This window comes from Streptomyces sp. NPDC004111 (assembly GCF_042874215.1).
Lineage (GTDB): Bacteria > Actinomycetota > Actinomycetes > Streptomycetales > Streptomycetaceae > Streptomyces.
Window position 1 is genome coordinate 146,030 of sequence record NZ_JBIAMU010000026.1, and the last position, 18,174, is coordinate 164,203.

The following is an 18,174-nucleotide window of genomic DNA, read 5'->3' on the forward strand; positions in this document are numbered from 1 at the left end:
GCCCCGGGACATCGGCCCGCCGGGGGACGGGCCCGGACATGCGAGAAGGCCCCCAGATCATCTGGGGGCCTTCTCGTCTCTGTGTCCGAGGGGGGACTTGAACCCCCACGCCCGATAAAGGGCACTAGCACCTCAAGCTAGCGCGTCTGCCATTCCGCCACCCGGACAAGGTGTCTGCCGGTTGGGGCTTTTGTGCTGTCCCGTTCCGACGTGGAAAACAATACCAGGGGTTCGGGGTGCTCGATCACCACCCCCGATCGGGCCTCCCACCTGCGTGAACGGCGTATTGCGCAGGTGGGCCCCCCTTGGGCGGCGGCGGTGCGGGCGAGAGGATGAGGGGGACCACCAGGAACGCAGTGGGAGGAAGCAGCGTGAGCGAGTCGAACACGACCCGGAAGGTGACCGGCGAGGACGAGGTCGTCGACCTCTGCCGGGACCTCATCCGCATCGACACCAGCAACTACGGCGACCACTCCGGGCCGGGCGAGCGGGGGGCCGCCGAGTACGTGGCGGAGAAGCTCGCCGAGGTCGGTCTCGAACCGAAGATCTTCGAGTCCCACCCGGGGCGCGCCTCGACCGTGGCCCGCATCGAGGGCGAGGACCCGTCGCGGCCCGCCCTCCTCATCCACGGCCACACCGACGTGGTGCCCGCCAACGCGGCGGACTGGACCCACGACCCGTTCTCCGGCGAGATCGCCGACGGCTGCCTCTGGGGGCGCGGCGCGGTCGACATGAAGGACATGGACGCGATGACCCTCGCGGTCGTCCGGGACCGGCTGCGCTCCGGCCGCAAGCCCCCGCGCGACATCGTGCTGGCCTTCCTCGCCGACGAGGAGGCCGGCGGCACCTACGGCGCCCGGCACCTCGTCGACAAGCACCCGGACCTCTTCGAGGGCGTCACCGAGGCCATCGGCGAGGTCGGCGGCTTCTCCTTCACGGTCAACGAGAACCTGCGCCTCTACCTGGTGGAGACCGCCCAGAAGGGCATGAACTGGATGCGCCTCACGGTGGACGGCACCGCGGGCCACGGTTCGATGACCAACAAGGACAACGCCATCACCGAACTGTGCGAGGCGGTGGGACGGCTCGGCCGCTACGAGTGGCCGGTGCGGGTCACCAAGACCGTGCGCTCCTTCCTCGACGAGCTCTCCGACGCGCTCGGCACCGAGCTCGACCCGGAGAACATGGACGAGACCCTCGCCAAGCTCGGCGGCATCGCCAAGATGGTCGGCGCGACCCTGCGCAACTCCGCCGCCCCCACCATGCTCGACGCCGGCTACAAGGTGAACGTCATCCCCGGCCAGGCCAGCGCCCACGTCGACGGCCGCTTCCTGCCCGGCTACGAGGAGGAGTTCCACGCCGACCTCGCCCGCATCCTCGGCCCGCGGGTGAAGATCGACGAGGAGCGCTCGCACCGCGACAGGGCGCTGGAGACCGACTTCGACGGCAAGCTCGTGGACGCGATGCAGCTCGCTCTGCGCGCCGAGGACCCGATCGCCCGCGCCATCCCGTACATGCTCTCCGGCGGCACCGACGCCAAGCACTTCGACGACCTCGGCATCCGCTGCTTCGGCTTCGCGCCGCTGCAGCTGCCGCCCGAGCTGGACTTCGCGGGCATGTTCCACGGCGTCGACGAGCGCGTGCCGACCGAGGGGCTCAAGTTCGGCGCCCGGGTGCTGGACCGCTTCATCGACGCCTGCTGAGACCCGGCAGGGGCGCGGGGCGATGCCCAGGACGGGGGTTGCGGAAACGTATTGCCCGGGTATTCGCCCTCACGTGCTAATTGAATGAAAAGAGTGAATGGTGGGACCGGGTCGTAGCCCCGCCCGTTTCTCTTCGTTACAGGTGGTGCGGTCCGCGGCTGGGATCGCACTTTCCAACTAGGAGGAACAATGATCAAGAAGGTCGTCGCTGCTGCGGCTGCCACTGGTGGCCTCGTTCTCGCCGGTGCGGGTATGGCCGTCGCCGACTCGGGTGCCCAGGGCGCTGCGCTGCAGTCCCCCGGCGTGCTCTCCGGCAACGTTGTTCAGGCGCCGATCCACGTGCCCGTGAACGCGTGCGGCAACACGGTCTCCGTGATCGGTCTGCTGAACCCCACCTTCGGCAACACCTGCGTCAACAGCTGACGTTGTGCCACGACCCCTTGAGGGTCTGATTCCCGGGCGGCCCCGGAGTGCGCGCCATGCACTCCGGGGCCGCCCTCGCATTGCGGCCCGCGGTCAAGCACGTCCGCGGGCATTCCGGAAGAGGCAGGGGAACGATCCAATGCGTCAGGTCACCAAAAAAGGTCTGATCACCGTCGCGGCCGCCGGTGGCGTGCTCGCCCTGGGCGGCGGCTACGCGCAGGCCGACTCGGGTGCGGAGGGCACCGCGTCGCACTCGCCGGGCGTGCTGTCCGGCAACTCGGTGCAGATCCCGGTCCACGTCCCGGTCAACGCGTGCGGCAACACCGTCAACGTCATCGGGGCACTGAACCCGGCGATGGGCAACGCGTGCGCCAACAAGTCCGGTTCGGCCACCCCCGGCAAGCCCGGCCCGGCCGGACCCGGCGGCGGCAGCCACACGGGCGGCGGCAACCAGACCGGCGGCGGCAGCCACACCGGGGGCGGTCACACCGGCGGCGGTCACACCGGAGGCGGCTCGTCCGCCGACGGCACCACCGCCAACTCGCCCGGCATCGGCTCCGGCAACAACATCCAGGTGCCGATCGACATCCCGGTCAACGCCTGCGGCAACGGCGTCAGCGTCGTCGGCCTGCTCAACCCGGCCATGGGCAACGACTGCGCGAACGAGTCGCCCGCCACCCCGGCCACCCCCGACGAGCCGCCGCACCCCGGCAACCCCGGGACCCCCGGCGAGCCGCACCACCCGGTCACCCCGCCGCAGCCGCACACCCCGCCCACCCGGGCGATCCCCAACACCCCGCGGACGCAGACCGTCACCGAGCCCAAGGCCACCGAGTCGCTCGCACAGACCGGCGCGTCCGGCGCGCTCGGCACGGTGATCCCCGCGGGCGCGGGTCTGCTCCTCGCGGGCGCGGTGCTCTACCGCCGGTCGCGCTCGGCGGCGTAACCGCGGTCACGGCGCCGGCCAGGTCCGGCGCGACGACACGGAGCAACAGCACTTCACGGAGCGGGTCCCGTCACGGCGCGGCCCGCTGCGTGAAGTGCCCGGCCGGTATGGGGCCGTGGCGCTGTCACCTCACCAGGTGGCCCGCAGTTGGCGGATGATCCGCCTGCGCAGCCGCACCCGGCGGCTCCCGTCGTGGCGCAGGATCAGTCGGTCCAGTTCCCAGTGCCCGTACTCGGCGTGGTCGGTCAGCAGGCGGGTCGCCTCCTTGCGGGAAACCCCGCGCGGGACGTACACGTCGACAAATTCGTATTCCGGCATCGCATCTATTGTGCGGGCAGAGGTCGTCTACGGATAGCGTCTGCACTATGTCTGATGCCGTTCAGCCCACCGCTGCCGAGGTACGCGCCGCCGCCGAGGCGGTCAAAGCCGCGCTGGACCGCCACCTTGAGGCGGTCGAACGCCGTTCCGGGGACGACGACCCCGCCGTCTACGACGCCTTCAACGAACTGGCCGCAGCCGCGGAGGACTACGACGAGCTGCTCTACGAGCGCTACGACGAGGTCACCCCCTTCGAGATCCCCAGCCCCGAGACGTCCTTCCCGGCCCACACCGGGCCCCTGGATGCGCTCAGCGTGCTGATCCGGCGCGACTACGCGGTCTCCCAGCCGCAGCGGCTGCTCGCCCAGGCACAGCGCATCGCCGACCTCGACCCGGACGTCGGCACCAACGGACTACCCGCCTCCGCGGGCGTGGTCGGCAGCAGTGTGCAGGCCGCCCTCGGGGTGCTCTTCGGCGAGTACGAGCCCGACGAGATCGCCTCCCGGCACAAGGAGTTCGGTCTGGAGGAGGGCGACTCCACGCTGTGGATCGCCGCCGTCGAGGAACTTCCGGAGCCGGGGGAGTGGCTCAACTCCCCGTTCGACAGCGCCGATCCGCAGAGCGTCGTGTGCCGCTTCGACGTCAGCTCGGTCTTCGACGACGACGAGATGGACGACCTCGAAGAGGTCTGAGCGCAGAACGGGGCCGCCCGCGCGCGGCAGCCGCACCAAGGGGGTGCGGGGCAGTCACTGCCCCGCACCCCCTTGGTCACGCGTCGGACGCCCGTGCCGTTACGCCGTCGCCCCGGCCGGTGCCGGGCGCAGCAGCTCCGCCAGCCTGGTCGTGCGCGGGCGCGCCGGAGCCTCGGCCACCGCACGCGGCAGCGCCTGGTCCACCCCGTGCACCACCGAGAGATGACGCTCACCGCGGCCGAACGCCGTGTACACCCACGGGCGGTCCAGCACCTGCGCCGCGTCGCCCGGCAGCACCACGACCACCGCCGGCCAGCGCATCCCGGCCGCCTGGTGCGCGGTCAGCGCCCAGCCGTGCCGCACCGACGACTCGACCCGCTCCTTCGGTACGACGACGGGCGTGCCGGCACAGTCCAGGTGCAGCCCCTCCGCGTCCGCCCCCACCACGGTGCCCGGCACGGTCCGCCCGGCCACCGGGACGTACACGATCCGGTCGCCCGCGTCGAAGCCGCCGAACCGGCCGGGGCCCGGGTTGAGCCGCTGCTTGAGCGCCGCGTTGAGCGCCCGGGTGCCCGCGGAGCCGCCGTGGCCCGGGGTGATCACCTGGGTGTCCTCGGGCGGTACTCCGAAAGCCCGCGGCACCGAGTCCGCGACGAGCTGGACCGTACGGTGCACGGCCTCGCCCGCGTCGCGCACCGGCACGATCACCACTTCCTTGCCGGGGGCGGCGACCTGGTTCAGCTCACCGATGCCGATGCCCGACACCAGCTCGCCGATCGGGCCCGGGTCGGGGGTGCGCGAGGCGATCTGCGGACAGGCGCGGGCGCTCAGCACGTCCGCGAACACCTGCCCGGCACCGGCCGAGGCCAGTACGCCGGGGTCGCCGCTGAGCACCAGGCGCGCCCCGTCGGGCAGCGCCTCGACGAGCACCGCGCCGGTCTCCACGTCGAGCTGGGGTGCGTCGAGCACCACCAGCAGGTCGAGGGCGAGCGCACCGTCCGCGTCCCGGCCGGGACCCTCGGCGCCGGACAGCAGCCCGGCCAGGGTGACCGCCCACGGGTGTGCCGCGGGGCGGGCGTCGCCGTCCGGGGCCGCCGGGCCGCCGTCCGGGGAGGGGGTCCCGGTCGCCGCGTCGAGTGCCGCGGCCACGCGGGCGCGGCCGTCGGGGCTGTGGGTGGCGGCGAACGCGCGCAGGCCCAGCCGGTGGGCCGCCGCGAGCAGGGCGGCCGGTTCCGCGCGGGACGCCTCGCCGCCGGTGTGGGCGACCAGGCAGTGGTCCGCCACCGCCTGCACCAACTCGCCCGCGGAGCCCGGGAGCCGCTCCCACTCCCCGGCGTCGGCCACGGGGGAGTTCACCAGCCGGGCGAGGCCCTCCGCCAGGCTCTCCTCGGCCATCGCGTACCGGTCGAGACCGAGCAGGGCGGGCGCGGGCTCCGGCGCGTCGGGGCCGCCGTCCGCGGCCTCCTCGCCGTCCGCCGGCTCCTCCTCCTGCGCGTCGTCGGCCCCGTCGTCCTCCTGGAGGGACAGTGCGACGCCCTCCGCGACGGCGTGCGCGACCGCTCCTGCGGGGTCGGGCACCGCGTGCCCGGCGAGCGCTGTGCACACCTGCTCGGCCGGGACGGCCGTGTGGCCCTGCCGGGCGGCCCGCTCCAGCAGCCAGCCGACCAGGGCAGCGGTCCGCCGCCCGTCGTCCGGGCCGCACTGCCCGCCGAGCAGCGCCCTGGCGAACCCGTCGGCCTGTTCGGGCCGCACGCCCGGTACGGAAAGCAACTGCCAGGGGTCCTCCCGCAGCAGCTCCGCGGCCTGCTCGCCGAGCCGCTCGGCGACCTGCGGCGCGAGCTCCTCGGGGGCACCGCCCGCCGCCAGCACGCCCCGTACGTCCGCCACCGTCCGCGGCCCGGCGGCGACCGGCCCGGCAGCCGGAGTCACCGGGCGGGACGCGGCCTGGGACGGCACGGCGGCCGGAGCCGGGGCACTGGCCGGCCCGGCGGCCGGCGCGGGCTCCGCGACGAACGCGGTGGCGGGCCTGGAGCCGCTCTCCACGGCCCGTACGGCGGCCATCAGGTCGGCAGCACGCCCGCTCAGCTTGGTACCGGCGGAAATGGCCGGCTTCTCGGCCTTCCGCTTCTCGATCCTGGCCCGGAACTCCCGCTGGGCGGCCAGCTCGGCCTCGGCCTCGGAGAGCTGGGGCGCGGCGGGGGCGTCGTCCCCGGCCGCCGGCGCGGTCCCCCCGTCGGGCGCGCTGTCCGCGTCGTCGGAGTCGGCCGCGCCGTCGTCCTCCCCGGCGGACGCGTCCGGGCCGGCACCGTCCTCGCCCTCGGCGGGCGCGGCTGCCTCGGGGGCGTCCCCGTCCGCCCCGGGCGCCTCGGACCCGTCCGCGTCCCCGGCGGGCGCGGCTTCCTCCGGCGCGGCGCCGTCCTCGGCGGGTGTGCCGGTGCCGGTCTCGTGCTCCGCAGTCTCGTGCTCCGCGGTCGCGTCCTGCGCAGTCGCGTCAGGGGCGGTCCCGGACGTGTCCCCGTCCGGGGCGGTCGCCTCCGGGCCGGGCGTGTCCTGCGCGGACGTGTCTTCCGTGGGTGTGTCCTCCACGGGCGTGTCGCCGTCCGGGTCGTCAGGTGCGGCCTGCTGGTCCGGTGTCCCGGTCGCTTCCGCGGCCTCGGGGTCGGCCGGGGGGACGGGGGTCTCCCCCCGGGGGTGCGCGGTCACAGCGTGCTCCAGTCCTGGTCGGGATAGCGGTGCACGGGCGCGGACACGTCGTCCAGCGCTCGGCAGATCTCGTAGGGCAGACTAAGCGCCTCCACTGACAATGCCGCCGCGAGCTGCTGCGCGTTGCGCGCGCCGACGATCGGGGCGGCCACGCCCGGCCGGTCCCGTACCCACGCCAGGGCCACCTGGAGCGGGGTCGTCGCCAGGCCGTCGGCGGCCGTCGCGACCGCGTCCACGATGCGGCCGGCCGCGTCGTCCAGGTAGGGCGCGACGAACGGGGCGAGATGGTCGCAGGCGCCGCGCGAGTCGGCCGGTGTGCCGTGCCGGTACTTGCCGGTCAGCACGCCCCGGCCCAGCGGCGACGAGGGCAGCAGTCCGACCCCCAGGTCCAGCGCGGCGGGCAGTACCTCGCGCTCCACGCCCCGCTGGAGCAGCGAGTACTCCATCTGCGTACTGGCCAGCCGGGTCCGGGTGCCGGGGGCCGCGAGCTGCCAGGTGGCGGCCCTCGCGAGCTGCCAGCCGCAGAAGCCCGCGACCCCCGCGTACCGGGCCCGGCCGCTGCTCACGGCGATGTCCAGGGCCTGGAGGGTCTCGTCGAGCGGGGTGCCGGGGTCGAAGGCGTGCACCTGCCAGAGGTCCACGTAGTCCGTGCCGAGGCGTTCCAGCGAGGCGTCCAGGGCGGCCAGGAGATGGCCGCGCGAGCAGTCCTGGCGGCGGTCCGGGTCGAGCACGCTGCCCGCCTTGGTGGCGATGACCAGGTCCCGGCGCGGGACGAGCCGCTCCACCAGCTGTCCCAGCACGTACTCGGAGTCGCCGTCCCCGTACACGTCGGCCGTGTCGACGAGCGTGCCGCCCGCCTCCCAGAACACCTTCAGCAGGTCCGCCGCGTCGTGCTCGCCGGTGTCCCGGCCCCAGGTGAGCGTGCCCAGCCCGATTCTCGATACGCGCAGGCCCGTGCGGCCGAGATGCCTCTGCTCCATGGCCGCGAGAGTACTGGTCCACCCCTTCGGGGAGACGGGGCCTGTGGACAACCCGCCGCAGACGAATGTGTTCCGGGCGCGCTAGAGTCCGCCGCACCAGGACGTTACCGATGAGTAAGGGAGCGACGCATGAAGCTCGGGATCAACCTCGGCTACTGGGGAGCGGGCATGGACGGCGACAACCTCGCCGTCGCCCAGGAGGCCGACCGGCTCGGCTACGCGGTCTGCTGGGCCGCCGAGGCGTACGGCTCGGACGCCCCCACCGTGCTCTCCTGGGTCGCCGCCCAGACCGAGCGCATCGACATCGGCTCCGCGATCATGCAGATCCCGGCCCGCCAGCCCGCCATGACGGCGATGACCGCCGCCACCCTCGACTCGCTGTCCGGTGGGCGCTTCCGGCTCGGCCTCGGCGTGTCGGGACCGCAGGTCTCCGAGGGCTGGTACGGGGTCAAGTTCGACAAGCCGCTCGCCCGCACCCGCGAGTACGTGGAGATCGTCCGCAAGGCCATGTCCCGCGAGCGCCTGTCGTACGAGGGCGAGCACTGGACGCTCCCGCTGCCCGACGGCCCCGGCAAGCCCATCAAGCTGACCGTGCACCCCGAGCGCGAGACCATCCCGCTGTACATCGCCGCCATCGGCCCGAAGAACCTGGAGCAGACCGGCGAGATCGCCGACGGCGCGCTGCTGATCTTCCCCTCCGCCGAGCACCTGGAGGAGACCGCGCTCGCCCCGCTGCGCGCGGGCCGCGAGAAGGCCGGGCGGACCATGGAGGGCTTCGACGTCTGCCCGACGCTGCCGCTCGCGGTGGGCGACGACGTGAACGCGCTGGCCGACATGTTCCGCCCGTACACCGCCCTGTACGTCGGCGGCATGGGCAGCCGCAAGCAGAACTTCTACAACAAGCTCGCCCAGCGCATGGGCTACGAGAAGGAGGCCGCCGAGATCCAGGACAAGTACCTGGGCGGCGACAAGAACGGCGCGGCAGCCGCCGTACCCCACCAGCTGATCGACCAGACCACCCTGCTCGGCCCGGTCGAGCGGATCGCCGAGCGGATGCAGGCGTACGCCGCCGCGGGAGTGACCACCCTGACGCTGGCGCCCGCGGGATTCACGCGGGAGGAGCGGATCGCCGCGCTGCGGGCGGGCACGGAGGCCCTGGAGCACGCCGGACTCGCCTAGCGCACAGGGGATTCGAAGTCAGCGGCCGTGGTGGGGGCTCGGGGGTCTTCCCCGCCACGGCCGTCATGCAGCACAACGCGCCAGCGGCCCGTCGGTTACGCCCTGCGAAGGGATTGCACGCTCCCTCATGCGGGCGACTTGTCCGTCATACCTGTTGCCTCCCGGTCCGTACCGCACTTCACTCGACACATTGGGTTCGACGGCCGGTGCGACAGGTGCACGGAGGTGGCAGTGATGCTCTCTGCTCGGAGTCTCTTCCAGGAAATCCTCGACAACGACGAGTCGTTCCGGCTGTTCTGCTCGGTCGCGGCCAGCGGCGAGGCCCAGGGCGGCTGGGAGAACGGCCGCATCGCCGCCCTCGTTCCCGACACCATGCGCGACCTCGCCCCCAAGATCGCCCGGCACGGCGCCGACGAGGACAAGCACGGCCGGCTCTTCCGGGCCCTGCTCAACAAGCGCGACCTCACGGAGGTCGAGGTGCCCCTCGCGCTCGACTACACACTGCTCCTGGAACGCGCCGGAATCGGTCTCGCGCACAGCAAACTGCGCGCCGACACCACGCTCACCGAGGAGGACATCGTCGTCTACCTCGCCCACAGCAGGGTCACCGAGCAGCGGGCCGCCGACCAGATGGACATGCTCGTCACCCACTTCGGCAACCACCCCGAGGCCGGCAAGCCGATCCGGATGATCTGCCAGGACGAGGAGAACCACCTCGCCTACTGCCAGGAGGAACTGCTGCGGCTGGCCGCCCTCGGCCACGGCCCCACCATCCGGCGCGTCCTCGACGAGTGCGTACGGGTGGAGATCGGCGTCTACCGGGACGTCAGCCTCGCCGTGATGGCCCGGATGGGACAGCTCCTCGGCTGGTCGCGCCCCAAATCCACCCTGCTCGCCACCGGCATCCGCCTGATGCACCTCTACGAGCGGGTCCTCGGCCGGCGGCGGATGGTCACCCTGACCATGCCCGAGCGCAGGGGAGCACTGAACGGCCCCGCGGCCTAGGAGAACGGGCCCCGCGGGTCCCCGTACCGCTCAGAGCCAGCCGCGCCGCTTGAACAGCCGGTACAGCCCCACCTCGCACAGCACCATGAAGACCAGCACCGCGTAGTACGCCCACCACCACTTCAGCTCCGGCATGTTCTCGAAGTTCATGCCGTAGATGCCCGCGACCATCGTCGGGACCGCGGCCATCGCCGCCCACGCCGAGATCTTCCGCATGTCGTCGTTCTGCCGCACCCCCATCTGCGCGAGATGCGCGGACAGGATGTCGGAGAGCAGCCGGTCCAGGCCGTCCACCTGCTCGTTCGCCCGGGTCAGATGGTCCCCGACATCGCGGAAGAACGGCTGCGCGTGCTCGTGCACGAACGGCAGCCCCGGACTGGCCAGCCGCTGCATCGGCCCGGTCAGTGGCCCCGTCGCCCGCCGGAACTCCAGCACCTGCCGCTTGAAGGTGTAGATCCGCCCCGCGGTGCCCTTGGTGTCGCCGCCCGGCGGCGCGAAGACCTCCGCCTCCAGCTCCTCCAGGTCGGTCTGCAGCTCGGCCGCGACCTCCAGGTAGTGGTCGACGACCGCGTCGCTCACCGCGTACAGCACGGACGTCGGACCGTGCGCCAGCACCTTGGGATCCGACTCCAGCCGCGCCCGTACGGCCGTCAGCGGCGCGCCCTCGCCGTGCCGCACGGTCACCACGAACGAGTCGCCGACGAAGACCATCAGCTCGCCCGTGGTCACGGTGTCGCTCTTCGGCTCGTACACGACCGGCTTGAGGACCACGAACAGCGAGTCCTCGTACACCTCCAGCTTCGGCCGCTGATGGGCCGACAGGGAGTCCTCCACCGCCAGCGGGTGCAGCCCGAACTCCGACGTGACGAGGGAGAACTCCTCCTCCGTCGGCTCGTGCAGCCCGATCCACAGGAAACGGTCCTTCGCGGAACGTGCCTCGGCGAGCGCGTCGGAGAAGTCGGCCGGGCCCTCGGTGCGGCGGCCCTCGCGGTAGATGGCGCAGTCGACGATCACGGCGTGCATTCTCCCCGGGCCGGGCCCGTCGCGCACCCCGCTGCACCTGTCCGCCTTCGGCCACCTGCGTCCCTGCGCCTACGCTGAGGAGCATGGCCACGCTGATTCTTCTGCGGCACGGACGCTCCACCGCCAACACCGCCGGGCTGCTCGCGGGCCGGACGCCCGGTGTCGCCCTCGACGACCACGGCGCCGGACAGGCCGCCGCCCTGCCCGCCCGGCTCGCCGCGCTGCCCCTGGCCGCCGCGGTCAGCAGCCCCCTCCAGCGCTGCCGGGAGACCCTGCGGCCGCTGCTCGACGCCCGCCCCGGACTGCCCCTGCACACCGAGGAGCGGATCAACGAGTGCGACTACGGCGAGTGGTCGGGGCGCAAGCTCGGCGAACTCACCGACCACCCCCTGATGGACGTCGTCCAGCGGCACGCCTCCGCCGCGGCCTTCCCCGGCGGCGAATCCATGCGCGCCATGCAGACCCGAGCGGTGGACGCCGTACGCGACTGGAACACGCGCATCGACGCCGAGTACGGCAGCGACGCGATGTACGTCATGTGCTCGCACGGCGACATCATCAAGTCGCTCGTGGCGGACGCCCTCGGCATGCATCTCGACCTCTTCCAGCGGATTCACGTCGACCCGTGTTCCCTGACGGTGATCCGCTACACCAGGCTCCGGCCCTTTCTCGTACGCCTGGGCGACACCGGGGACCTGGCCTCCCTCGCCCCGCGCCCGAGCGACGACAGCGCGGGTACGGACAATGGCGACGCGGCGGTGGGCGGTGGCGCGGGAGCACCGTGATCGCCGTGCACAGTAGGGTGGTCGCGCCGTAAACCATTTCCCTTCCCAGCCCCCCGAAGCGATGGAGATCAGGACGTGTCCCGTCAGGTGTTCCTCTACGACCCGCCGGAGCGTTTCGTGGCCGGTACGGTCGGGCTGCCTGGCCGCCGTACCTTCTTCCTCCAGGCGTCGGCGGCCGGCCGGGTCACCAGCGTCTCCCTGGAGAAGACCCAGGTCGAGGCACTGGCCGAACGGATCGACGAACTGCTCGACGAGGTGGTGCGCCGCACCGGCGGCAACGCCCCCGTACCGGCCGTGGCCCCCGCCGACGTGCACGACAGCGCCCCGCTGGACGCCCCCGTCGAGGAGGAGTTCCGGGTCGGCACCATGGCGCTCGCCTGGGACGGCGAGGAACAGCGCATGATCGTCGAGGCGCAGGCCCTGGTCGAACTCGACGTCGACACCGAGGAAGACCTCGCGGAGGCCGAGGAGCGGCTGCTCCAGGACGAGGAGAACGGCCCGCCGATGCTGCGCGTGCGGCTCAGCGGAGCCCAGGCCAGGGCGTTCGCCAAGCGCGCCCTGGACGTCGTGAACGCGGGCCGCCCGCCGTGCCCGCTGTGCAGCCTGCCGCTCGACCCGGAGGGACACGTATGCCCGCGCCAGAACGGATACCGGCGGGGGCTGTGACCCCGGTGCCCGGCGACCCCCTGACGCTGCTGGCCAAGGGCGAGCTGAAGGTGCTCGGCCAGGTCCGCGAGGCGTCCAACGCGGTGCTCTACTGCGAGATCTCCCACGACGGCGACAGCGCCACGTGCGTCTACAAGCCGGTCGCGGGCGAACAGCCGCTGTGGGACTTCCCCGACGGCAACCTCGCCCGGCGCGAGGTCGCCTCGTACGAGATCTCCCGGGCGACCGGCTGGGGGCTGATCCCGCCGACGGTGCTGCGCGACGGGCCGTACGGCGAGGGCATGTGCCAGCTGTGGATCGAGGGCGACCCCGAGGCGGGCGGCGCGCTGCTGGCCCTCGTCGAGGAGGACGAACCGGGTGACGGCTGGAAACCGGTGGTGCTGGCCGAGATCGAGGAGGGCCGCACCGCCCTGCTCGTGCACGCCGACGACGAACGGCTGCGCCGCCTCGCGGTGCTCGACGCGGTGATCAACAACGGCGACCGGAAGGGCGGCCACCTGCTGCCCACGGGCGACGGCCGGCTCTACGGCATCGACCACGGCGTCACCTTCCACGTCGAGGACAAGCTGCGCACCCTGCTGTGGGGCTGGGCCGGGGAACCGCTGCCGGACGAGGCCGTCGCCGTACTGGCCAAGCTGGCCGACGACCTCGCGGACGGGACCCTGCTCGCCACCCGGCTGGCCGAACTGATCACGGCGGCGGAACTGGCCGCGCTGCGCGGACGGGTCGCCACCCTGCGCGAATCGGCGGCGCACCCGCAGCCGAGCGGGCAGTGGCCCGCGATCCCGTGGCCGCCGGTGTGAGGCCGTGGCCGGCCGGGGGCGGTGTGCCCGGCGGGTGATCCGTCCGGGGTGCGCGGGCCGTGCCCCATCGGGGGCGGTGTGCGCAAGACGGCGTAATCGGTCAAGATCCCGGTCCGGTTCGTAACCGGAACATGCGTCCGGTTACGCTCGCTACATGCATGCCTGGCCCGCTTCAGAGGTCCCCGCCCTGCCCGGCAAGGGCCGCGACCTCCAGATCCACGACACTGCGACCCAGGGGTTGGTCTCACTCGACCCCGGTCCCGTCGCCCGCATCTACGTGTGCGGCATCACGCCGTACGACGCGACCCACATGGGTCACGCGGCGACCTACAACGCGTTCGACCTGGTACAGCGCGTGTGGCTCGACACCAAGCGGCAGGTCCACTACGTCCAGAACGTGACGGACGTCGACGACCCGCTCCTGGAGCGCGCGATCCGCGACGGCATCGACTGGACCGGCCTCGCCGAGCGCGAGACCGCCCTCTTCCGCGAGGACATGACGGCCCTGCGCATGCTGCCCCCGCAGCAGTACGTGGGCGCCGTCGAGGCCATCCCCGGCATCGTGCCGCTCGTCGAGCGGCTGCGGGACTCCGGCGCGGCCTACGAGCTGGAGGGCGACATCTACTTCTCCGTCGAGGCCGACCCGCACTTCGGCGAGGTCTCCGGGCTCGACGCGGAGGCCATGCGCCTGCTGTCCGCCGAGCGCGGCGGCGACCCGGAGCGCCCCGGCAAGAAGAACCCGCTCGACCCGATGCTGTGGATGGCGGCCCGCGAGGGCGAGCCGAGCTGGGACGGCGCCTCGCTGGGCCGCGGCCGGCCGGGCTGGCACATCGAGTGCGTCGCCATCGCCCTGGAGCACCTGGGCATGGGCTTCGACGTCCAGGGCGGCGGCTCCGACCTGGCCTTCCCGCACCACGAGATGGGCGCCTCGCACGCCCAGGCGCTGACCGGCGAGCACCCGTTCGCCCAGGCGTACGTGCACGCCGGCATGGTCGGCCTGGACGGCGAGAAGATGTCGAAGTCCCGGGGCAACCTGGTCTTCGTCTCGCAGCTGCGGCGCGACGGGGTGGACCCGGCGGCGATCCGCCTCGCCCTGCTGGCGAACCACTACCGGGCGGACTGGGAGTGGACCGACCAGGTACTCGCGGACGCGGTGGCCCGGCTGGAGCGGTGGCGTGCGGCGGTCTCCCGGCCGGACGGCCCGTCCGCCGACGCGACCGTCGAAGCGGTACGCGAAGCGCTGGCCAACGACCTGGACGCGCCGGGCGCGCTGGCGGCGGTGGACGCGTGGGCGGCCCGCCAGGAGTCCGAGGGCGGTACGGAGGAGGGGGCGCCGGGAGTGATCTCGCGGACGGTGGATGCGTTGCTGGGGGTTGCGCTGTAGCACGTCCGTGCAGGTGGGCGGGGGGCCCGCCTGTCGCGGATGACCCCCTTCACTCCTGCCTCCGCCCGAGCCCCGGCCGCCCCATGGCCGGGGCTCGGCCGCTGCGCGGGGCCTTCCCCCACCCCGCCCCTTCCCGAAACGGGTGGCGAGCCCTCCTGGGCCGGGTGCGTATCCGCGGCTTCGATGTGCCCGCTCGCGCAGTTCCCCGCGCCCCTGAAGGGGCGCGGCCCCTCTGTGTCCACGTAAGTCCACGCACCCCCCACGCAAGTCCATGGTCGCGTACACGCCAACCGCGCTAGAACAACGCCCCATGAGACCACCCACCCTCCTCAGAGCCGCCGTCCCCGCCGCGCTCCTCGGGCTCGTTCTCGCGCTCGCCGGGCCCGGCGGCACCGGAACGGCCGCGGAACCGGCCCGCGCCGCTGCCGCCGGCGCCGCCGACAGCACCACCGTCGGCGACCTCACCGGATTCGACGCCGCCCCCGACGGCCGCACCTTCCGCCTGCACGCCGACTCCGCCGAGGCCCGCGTCACCTTCGTCACCGAGGAGACCTTCCGCGTCGAACTCGCCCCGGACGGCAAGTTCACCGACCCGACCGGCACGGACATCGTCCTGCCGCAGTCCGGCAAGGCACCCCGGGTGCGCTGGAAGGACCGCGGCGACCGGTACGAGCTGAGCACCGGCAAGGTCACCCTGCGCGCGTACAAGGCGCCCCTGCGCTTCGCCCTGTACCGGGCCGACGGCACCCAGCTGTGGTCCGAGGCCAAGGGGATCAGCTGGGGGAAGGGCACGGACGGCAAGGACACCACCACCCAGACCCTCGCCCCGCGCGCCGACGAGCAGTTCTACGGCGCCGGAATGCAGAACGGCCGCGGCAACACCTCCCACCGCGGCAAGACCGTCGAGGTCGGCGTCGACTACAACTGGGACGACGGCGGCCACCCCAACTCCGTACCCTTCTACCTCTCCACCGCCGGCTACGGCGTCTACCGCAACACCTACGCCCCCAACACCTACTCCTTCGCCGACAAGCAGCCCGACGTCACCACCGCCGCCAAGGAACAGCGCTTCGACGCCTACTACTTCGCCGGCCGCGACAGCAAGGACGTCATCGGCAAGTACACGCAGCTCACCGGCAAACCCTTCCTCCCGCCGATCTACGGCATGGAGATCGGCGACGCCGACTGCTACCTGCACAACGCCAACCGCGGCGAGCGCCGCACCCTGGACTCCCTGAAGGTCGCCGACGGCTACGTCCAGAACGACATGCCCAACGGCTGGATGCTCGTCAACGACGGCTACGGGTGCGGTTACGAGGACCTGGCCCAGACCGCCAAGGGGCTCCAGGACCGCAAGATGCAGCTCGGGCTGTGGACCGAGGACGGCATCGACAAGCTCGGCGAGCAGGTCAAGGCCGGGCAGCGGGTCGCCAAGCTGGACGTCGCGTGGGTCGGCGACGGCTACAAGTTCGCGCTCGACGGCTGCAAGGACGCCTACAAGGGCATCGAGGCGAACAGCGACGCCCGCGGCTTCACCTGGGCACCGGAGAGCTGGGCGGGCGCCCAGCGCTGCGGGGTGCAGTGGTCCGGGGACCAGTCCGGCAGCTGGGAGTACATCCGCTGGCAGATCCCCACGTACGCCGGTTCCACCATGTCCGGGCTCGCCTACACCACCGGTGACGTCGACGGCATCTTCGGCGGCAGCGCCAAGACGTACACCCGCGACCTCCAGTGGAAGATGTTCCTGGGCACCACGATGACCATGGACGGCTGGGCCGCCAACGACAAGCAGCCCTTCCGCTACGGCGAGCCGTACACCTCGATCAACCGCGACTACCTCAAGCTCAAGGAGTCGCTGCTGCCGTACCAGTACTCCTACGCCCACGAGGCCACCAAGACCGGCGTCGGCATGGTCCGCCCGCTGTCCCTGGAGTTCCCGGACGACCCGAAGGCCGCGACCGACGCCGCCAAGTACGAGTTCATGTCCGGCGAGCACTTCCTCGTCGCCCCCGTGTACCAGGACAGCGCCGAGCGGGACGGGATCTACCTGCCCAAGGGCACCTGGACCGACTACTGGAGCGGCCGTACCTACGAGGGTCCCGTCACCCTCGACGACTACAGCGCGCCCCTCGACACCCTCCCGCTGTTCGTGAAGGCGGGCGCGAACATCCCGATGTGGCCGGGCATCCGCTCGTACGCCGACCGCACTGCGGACTCCCCGCTCGCCTGGGACGTCTACCCGCAGGGCCGGTCCTCCTTCACGCTGTACGAGGACGACGGCGTCACCCGGCAGCACCGGGACGGCAGGTTCGCCACCCAGCGGGCCGACGTCGAGGCCCCGCGGCGCGGGGCGGGCGACGTCTCGATCCGGATCGGCGCGAGCAACGGAGACTTCACCGGCAAGCAGACCCGCCGGCCGTACGCCTTCACCGTGCACACCAACTCCGCCCCCGACGAGGTCGAGCTCGCCGGACGCGAACTGCCGCGGCTCAAGAGCAGGCAGGCGTACGACAGTGCCGTCCAGGGCTGGTGGTACGACCGCGACGACCGCGGGGGAGTGGTCAGGGTGAAGACCGCACCGCTGCCCACGAACCGGTCCTTCGCACTGGAGCTGGAGGACACCAGCGCGGTCGGCGGCAAGCAGCCCGGTGCCGCCGCCTCCCTCGCCGTCGCCCCCGGCCAGGAACTGGGCGCCGGGGAAACCGGGAAGGTGGCCGTCGACGTGACGGCCGGCAGCCGCGAGGCCACCGGCGTCTCCGTGTCGCTGAACGCACCGGCCGGCTGGCAGGTCACCCCCGCCGCCACCGTCGACCGCGTACCGGCGGGGACGACCCGGCGCGTCGAGGTCGCCGTCACCCCGGCCAAGGACGCCGTGCCGGGCGACACCACCCTGACCGCCACCGCCCGCCACCGCGCGGCGGGCGAGGACAGGACCACCGTCCAGCGCTTCGGGGCGGCCGTCATGCCGCCACCGCCCACCACCGGCACCTGGGCGAGCGACATGGTCTGGCTGAAGTCGTCCAACGGCTACGGGCCCGCCGAACGCGACCGCAGCAACGGCGAGTCCGGCGCCACCGACGGCAAGAAGCTCACCCTCGCCGGGAAGACCTACGACAAGGGCATCGGCACCCACGCCGACTCCGCGATCGAGGTCTACACCGGCGGCCGGTGCACCGCCTTCACCGCCGACGTCGGCATCGACGACGAGATCAACGGCTACGGCGAAGTGGCCTTCTCCGTCGAGGCCGACGGCAAGGTGCTGTGGACCTCGCCCAAGCTGACCGGGGCCTCGGCGACCGCGGCGGTGGACGTGAAACTGGACGGCGCCCGGCACGTCACGCTCAAGGTCACCGACACCGACGCGAAGAAGTCCGGCGACCACGGGGACTGGGCCGCGGCCCGCTTCACCTGCGCCTGACGCGCCGGGCGGCAACCGGCCCTCCACGACGTGGAGGCGGGGGGGGGGGGGGGGGGGGGCCCGGCCCGCCGGCGGGGGGGGGGGGGGGGGGGGCGGCCGCCCCGGGGGGGGGGGGCGCGCCCCCCGGGGGGGCCCCCCCCCCCGCC

At 72.8% G+C, this 18,174-nt stretch carries 15 protein-coding genes and 1 tRNA gene; 11 read left to right on the forward strand and 5 right to left on the reverse strand.

Annotated elements, in window-relative coordinates:
- Positions 1 to 82: 82 nt before the first annotated feature.
- A tRNA-Leu gene (locus tag ACFYVL_RS38560) sits at positions 83 to 167 on the reverse strand.
- A gap of 204 nt (positions 168 to 371) precedes the next feature.
- Here ACFYVL_RS38560 and ACFYVL_RS38565 point away from each other — a divergent pair.
- The 3 genes from ACFYVL_RS38565 (at position 372) to ACFYVL_RS38575 (ending at position 3,072) form a co-directional block, all read left to right on the forward strand.
- Complete coding sequence (locus ACFYVL_RS38565) at positions 372 to 1,703, forward strand: M20/M25/M40 family metallo-hydrolase (RefSeq protein WP_389253580.1); 1,332 nt, start codon at positions 372 to 374, stop codon at positions 1,701 to 1,703.
- Between the two features lie 189 nt (positions 1,704 to 1,892).
- Positions 1,893 to 2,126 (forward strand): chaplin ChpH, encoded by a 234-nt coding sequence (gene chpH, locus ACFYVL_RS38570; protein ID WP_389253582.1) that lies wholly within the window; start codon positions 1,893 to 1,895, stop codon positions 2,124 to 2,126.
- A gap of 139 nt (positions 2,127 to 2,265) precedes the next feature.
- Positions 2,266 to 3,072 carry a chaplin gene (locus ACFYVL_RS38575; protein WP_389253584.1) on the forward strand — a complete coding sequence of 269 codons (807 nt, stop codon included), beginning with the start codon at positions 2,266 to 2,268 and terminating at the stop codon, positions 3,070 to 3,072.
- 129 nt (positions 3,073 to 3,201) lie between these two features.
- On the opposite strand, the gene ACFYVL_RS38580 is transcribed toward ACFYVL_RS38575, so the two are convergent.
- Positions 3,202 to 3,390 (reverse strand): DUF5703 family protein, encoded by a 189-nt coding sequence (locus ACFYVL_RS38580; protein WP_389253586.1) that lies wholly within the window; start codon positions 3,388 to 3,390, stop codon positions 3,202 to 3,204.
- A 47-nt stretch (positions 3,391 to 3,437) separates the two neighbouring features.
- On the opposite strand from ACFYVL_RS38580, the gene ACFYVL_RS38585 reads away from it, so the two are divergent.
- Positions 3,438 to 4,082, forward strand: a complete 645-nt coding sequence (locus tag ACFYVL_RS38585) for a hypothetical protein (protein WP_389253588.1) — start codon at positions 3,438 to 3,440, stop codon at positions 4,080 to 4,082.
- A gap of 99 nt (positions 4,083 to 4,181) precedes the next feature.
- Here the strand turns inward: ACFYVL_RS38585 and ACFYVL_RS38590 are convergent, their stop codons facing one another.
- Positions 4,182 to 6,668, reverse strand: coding sequence for a helix-hairpin-helix domain-containing protein (locus tag ACFYVL_RS38590; RefSeq protein WP_389253633.1), 2,487 nt, complete (start codon positions 6,666 to 6,668; stop codon positions 4,182 to 4,184).
- Positions 6,669 to 6,781: 113 nt separating this feature from the next.
- Positions 6,782 to 7,765 carry an aldo/keto reductase gene (locus ACFYVL_RS38595; RefSeq protein WP_389253591.1) on the reverse strand — a complete coding sequence of 328 codons (984 nt, stop codon included), beginning with the start codon at positions 7,763 to 7,765 and terminating at the stop codon, positions 6,782 to 6,784.
- Positions 7,766 to 7,894: 129 nt separating this feature from the next.
- Between ACFYVL_RS38595 and ACFYVL_RS38600 the strand changes: the two genes are divergently transcribed.
- Together ACFYVL_RS38600 and ACFYVL_RS38605 are read left to right on the forward strand one after the other, a co-directional pair.
- Positions 7,895 to 8,944 (forward strand): LLM class F420-dependent oxidoreductase, encoded by a 1,050-nt coding sequence (locus ACFYVL_RS38600; protein WP_389253593.1) that lies wholly within the window; start codon positions 7,895 to 7,897, stop codon positions 8,942 to 8,944.
- A 234-nt stretch (positions 8,945 to 9,178) separates the two neighbouring features.
- On the forward strand, positions 9,179 to 9,949 hold the full coding sequence (locus ACFYVL_RS38605; protein ID WP_389253595.1) for a ferritin-like domain-containing protein: 771 nt from the start codon (positions 9,179 to 9,181) through the stop codon (positions 9,947 to 9,949).
- 30 nt (positions 9,950 to 9,979) lie between these two features.
- Here the strand turns inward: ACFYVL_RS38605 and corA are convergent, their stop codons facing one another.
- Positions 9,980 to 10,972 carry a magnesium/cobalt transporter CorA gene (corA, locus tag ACFYVL_RS38610; RefSeq protein WP_389253597.1) on the reverse strand — a complete coding sequence of 331 codons (993 nt, stop codon included), beginning with the start codon at positions 10,970 to 10,972 and terminating at the stop codon, positions 9,980 to 9,982.
- 83 nt (positions 10,973 to 11,055) lie between these two features.
- Here corA and ACFYVL_RS38615 point away from each other — a divergent pair, with 83 nt between their 5' ends.
- From ACFYVL_RS38615 to ACFYVL_RS38635, 5 genes are all read left to right on the forward strand, one after another.
- Positions 11,056 to 11,757 (forward strand): histidine phosphatase family protein, encoded by a 702-nt coding sequence (locus tag ACFYVL_RS38615; RefSeq protein WP_389253599.1) that lies wholly within the window; start codon positions 11,056 to 11,058, stop codon positions 11,755 to 11,757.
- 75 nt (positions 11,758 to 11,832) lie between these two features.
- Positions 11,833 to 12,423 carry a DUF3090 domain-containing protein gene (locus ACFYVL_RS38620; protein ID WP_389253601.1) on the forward strand — a complete coding sequence of 197 codons (591 nt, stop codon included), beginning with the start codon at positions 11,833 to 11,835 and terminating at the stop codon, positions 12,421 to 12,423.
- Positions 12,387 to 13,226 (forward strand): SCO1664 family protein, encoded by an 840-nt coding sequence (locus ACFYVL_RS38625; protein ID WP_389253603.1) that lies wholly within the window; start codon positions 12,387 to 12,389, stop codon positions 13,224 to 13,226. Before ACFYVL_RS38620 ends, ACFYVL_RS38625 begins: the two co-directional genes overlap by 37 nt.
- 154 nt (positions 13,227 to 13,380) lie before the next feature.
- Positions 13,381 to 14,610, forward strand: coding sequence for a cysteine--1-D-myo-inosityl 2-amino-2-deoxy-alpha-D-glucopyranoside ligase (gene mshC / locus ACFYVL_RS38630; RefSeq protein WP_389253605.1), 1,230 nt, complete (start codon positions 13,381 to 13,383; stop codon positions 14,608 to 14,610).
- Between the two features lie 310 nt (positions 14,611 to 14,920).
- The gene (locus ACFYVL_RS38635; protein WP_389253607.1) at positions 14,921 to 18,028 is read left to right on the forward strand and encodes an NPCBM/NEW2 domain-containing protein; all 3,108 of its coding nucleotides are present in this window, start codon (positions 14,921 to 14,923) and stop codon (positions 18,026 to 18,028) included.
- The last annotated feature ends 146 nt before the right edge of the window (positions 18,029 to 18,174 follow it).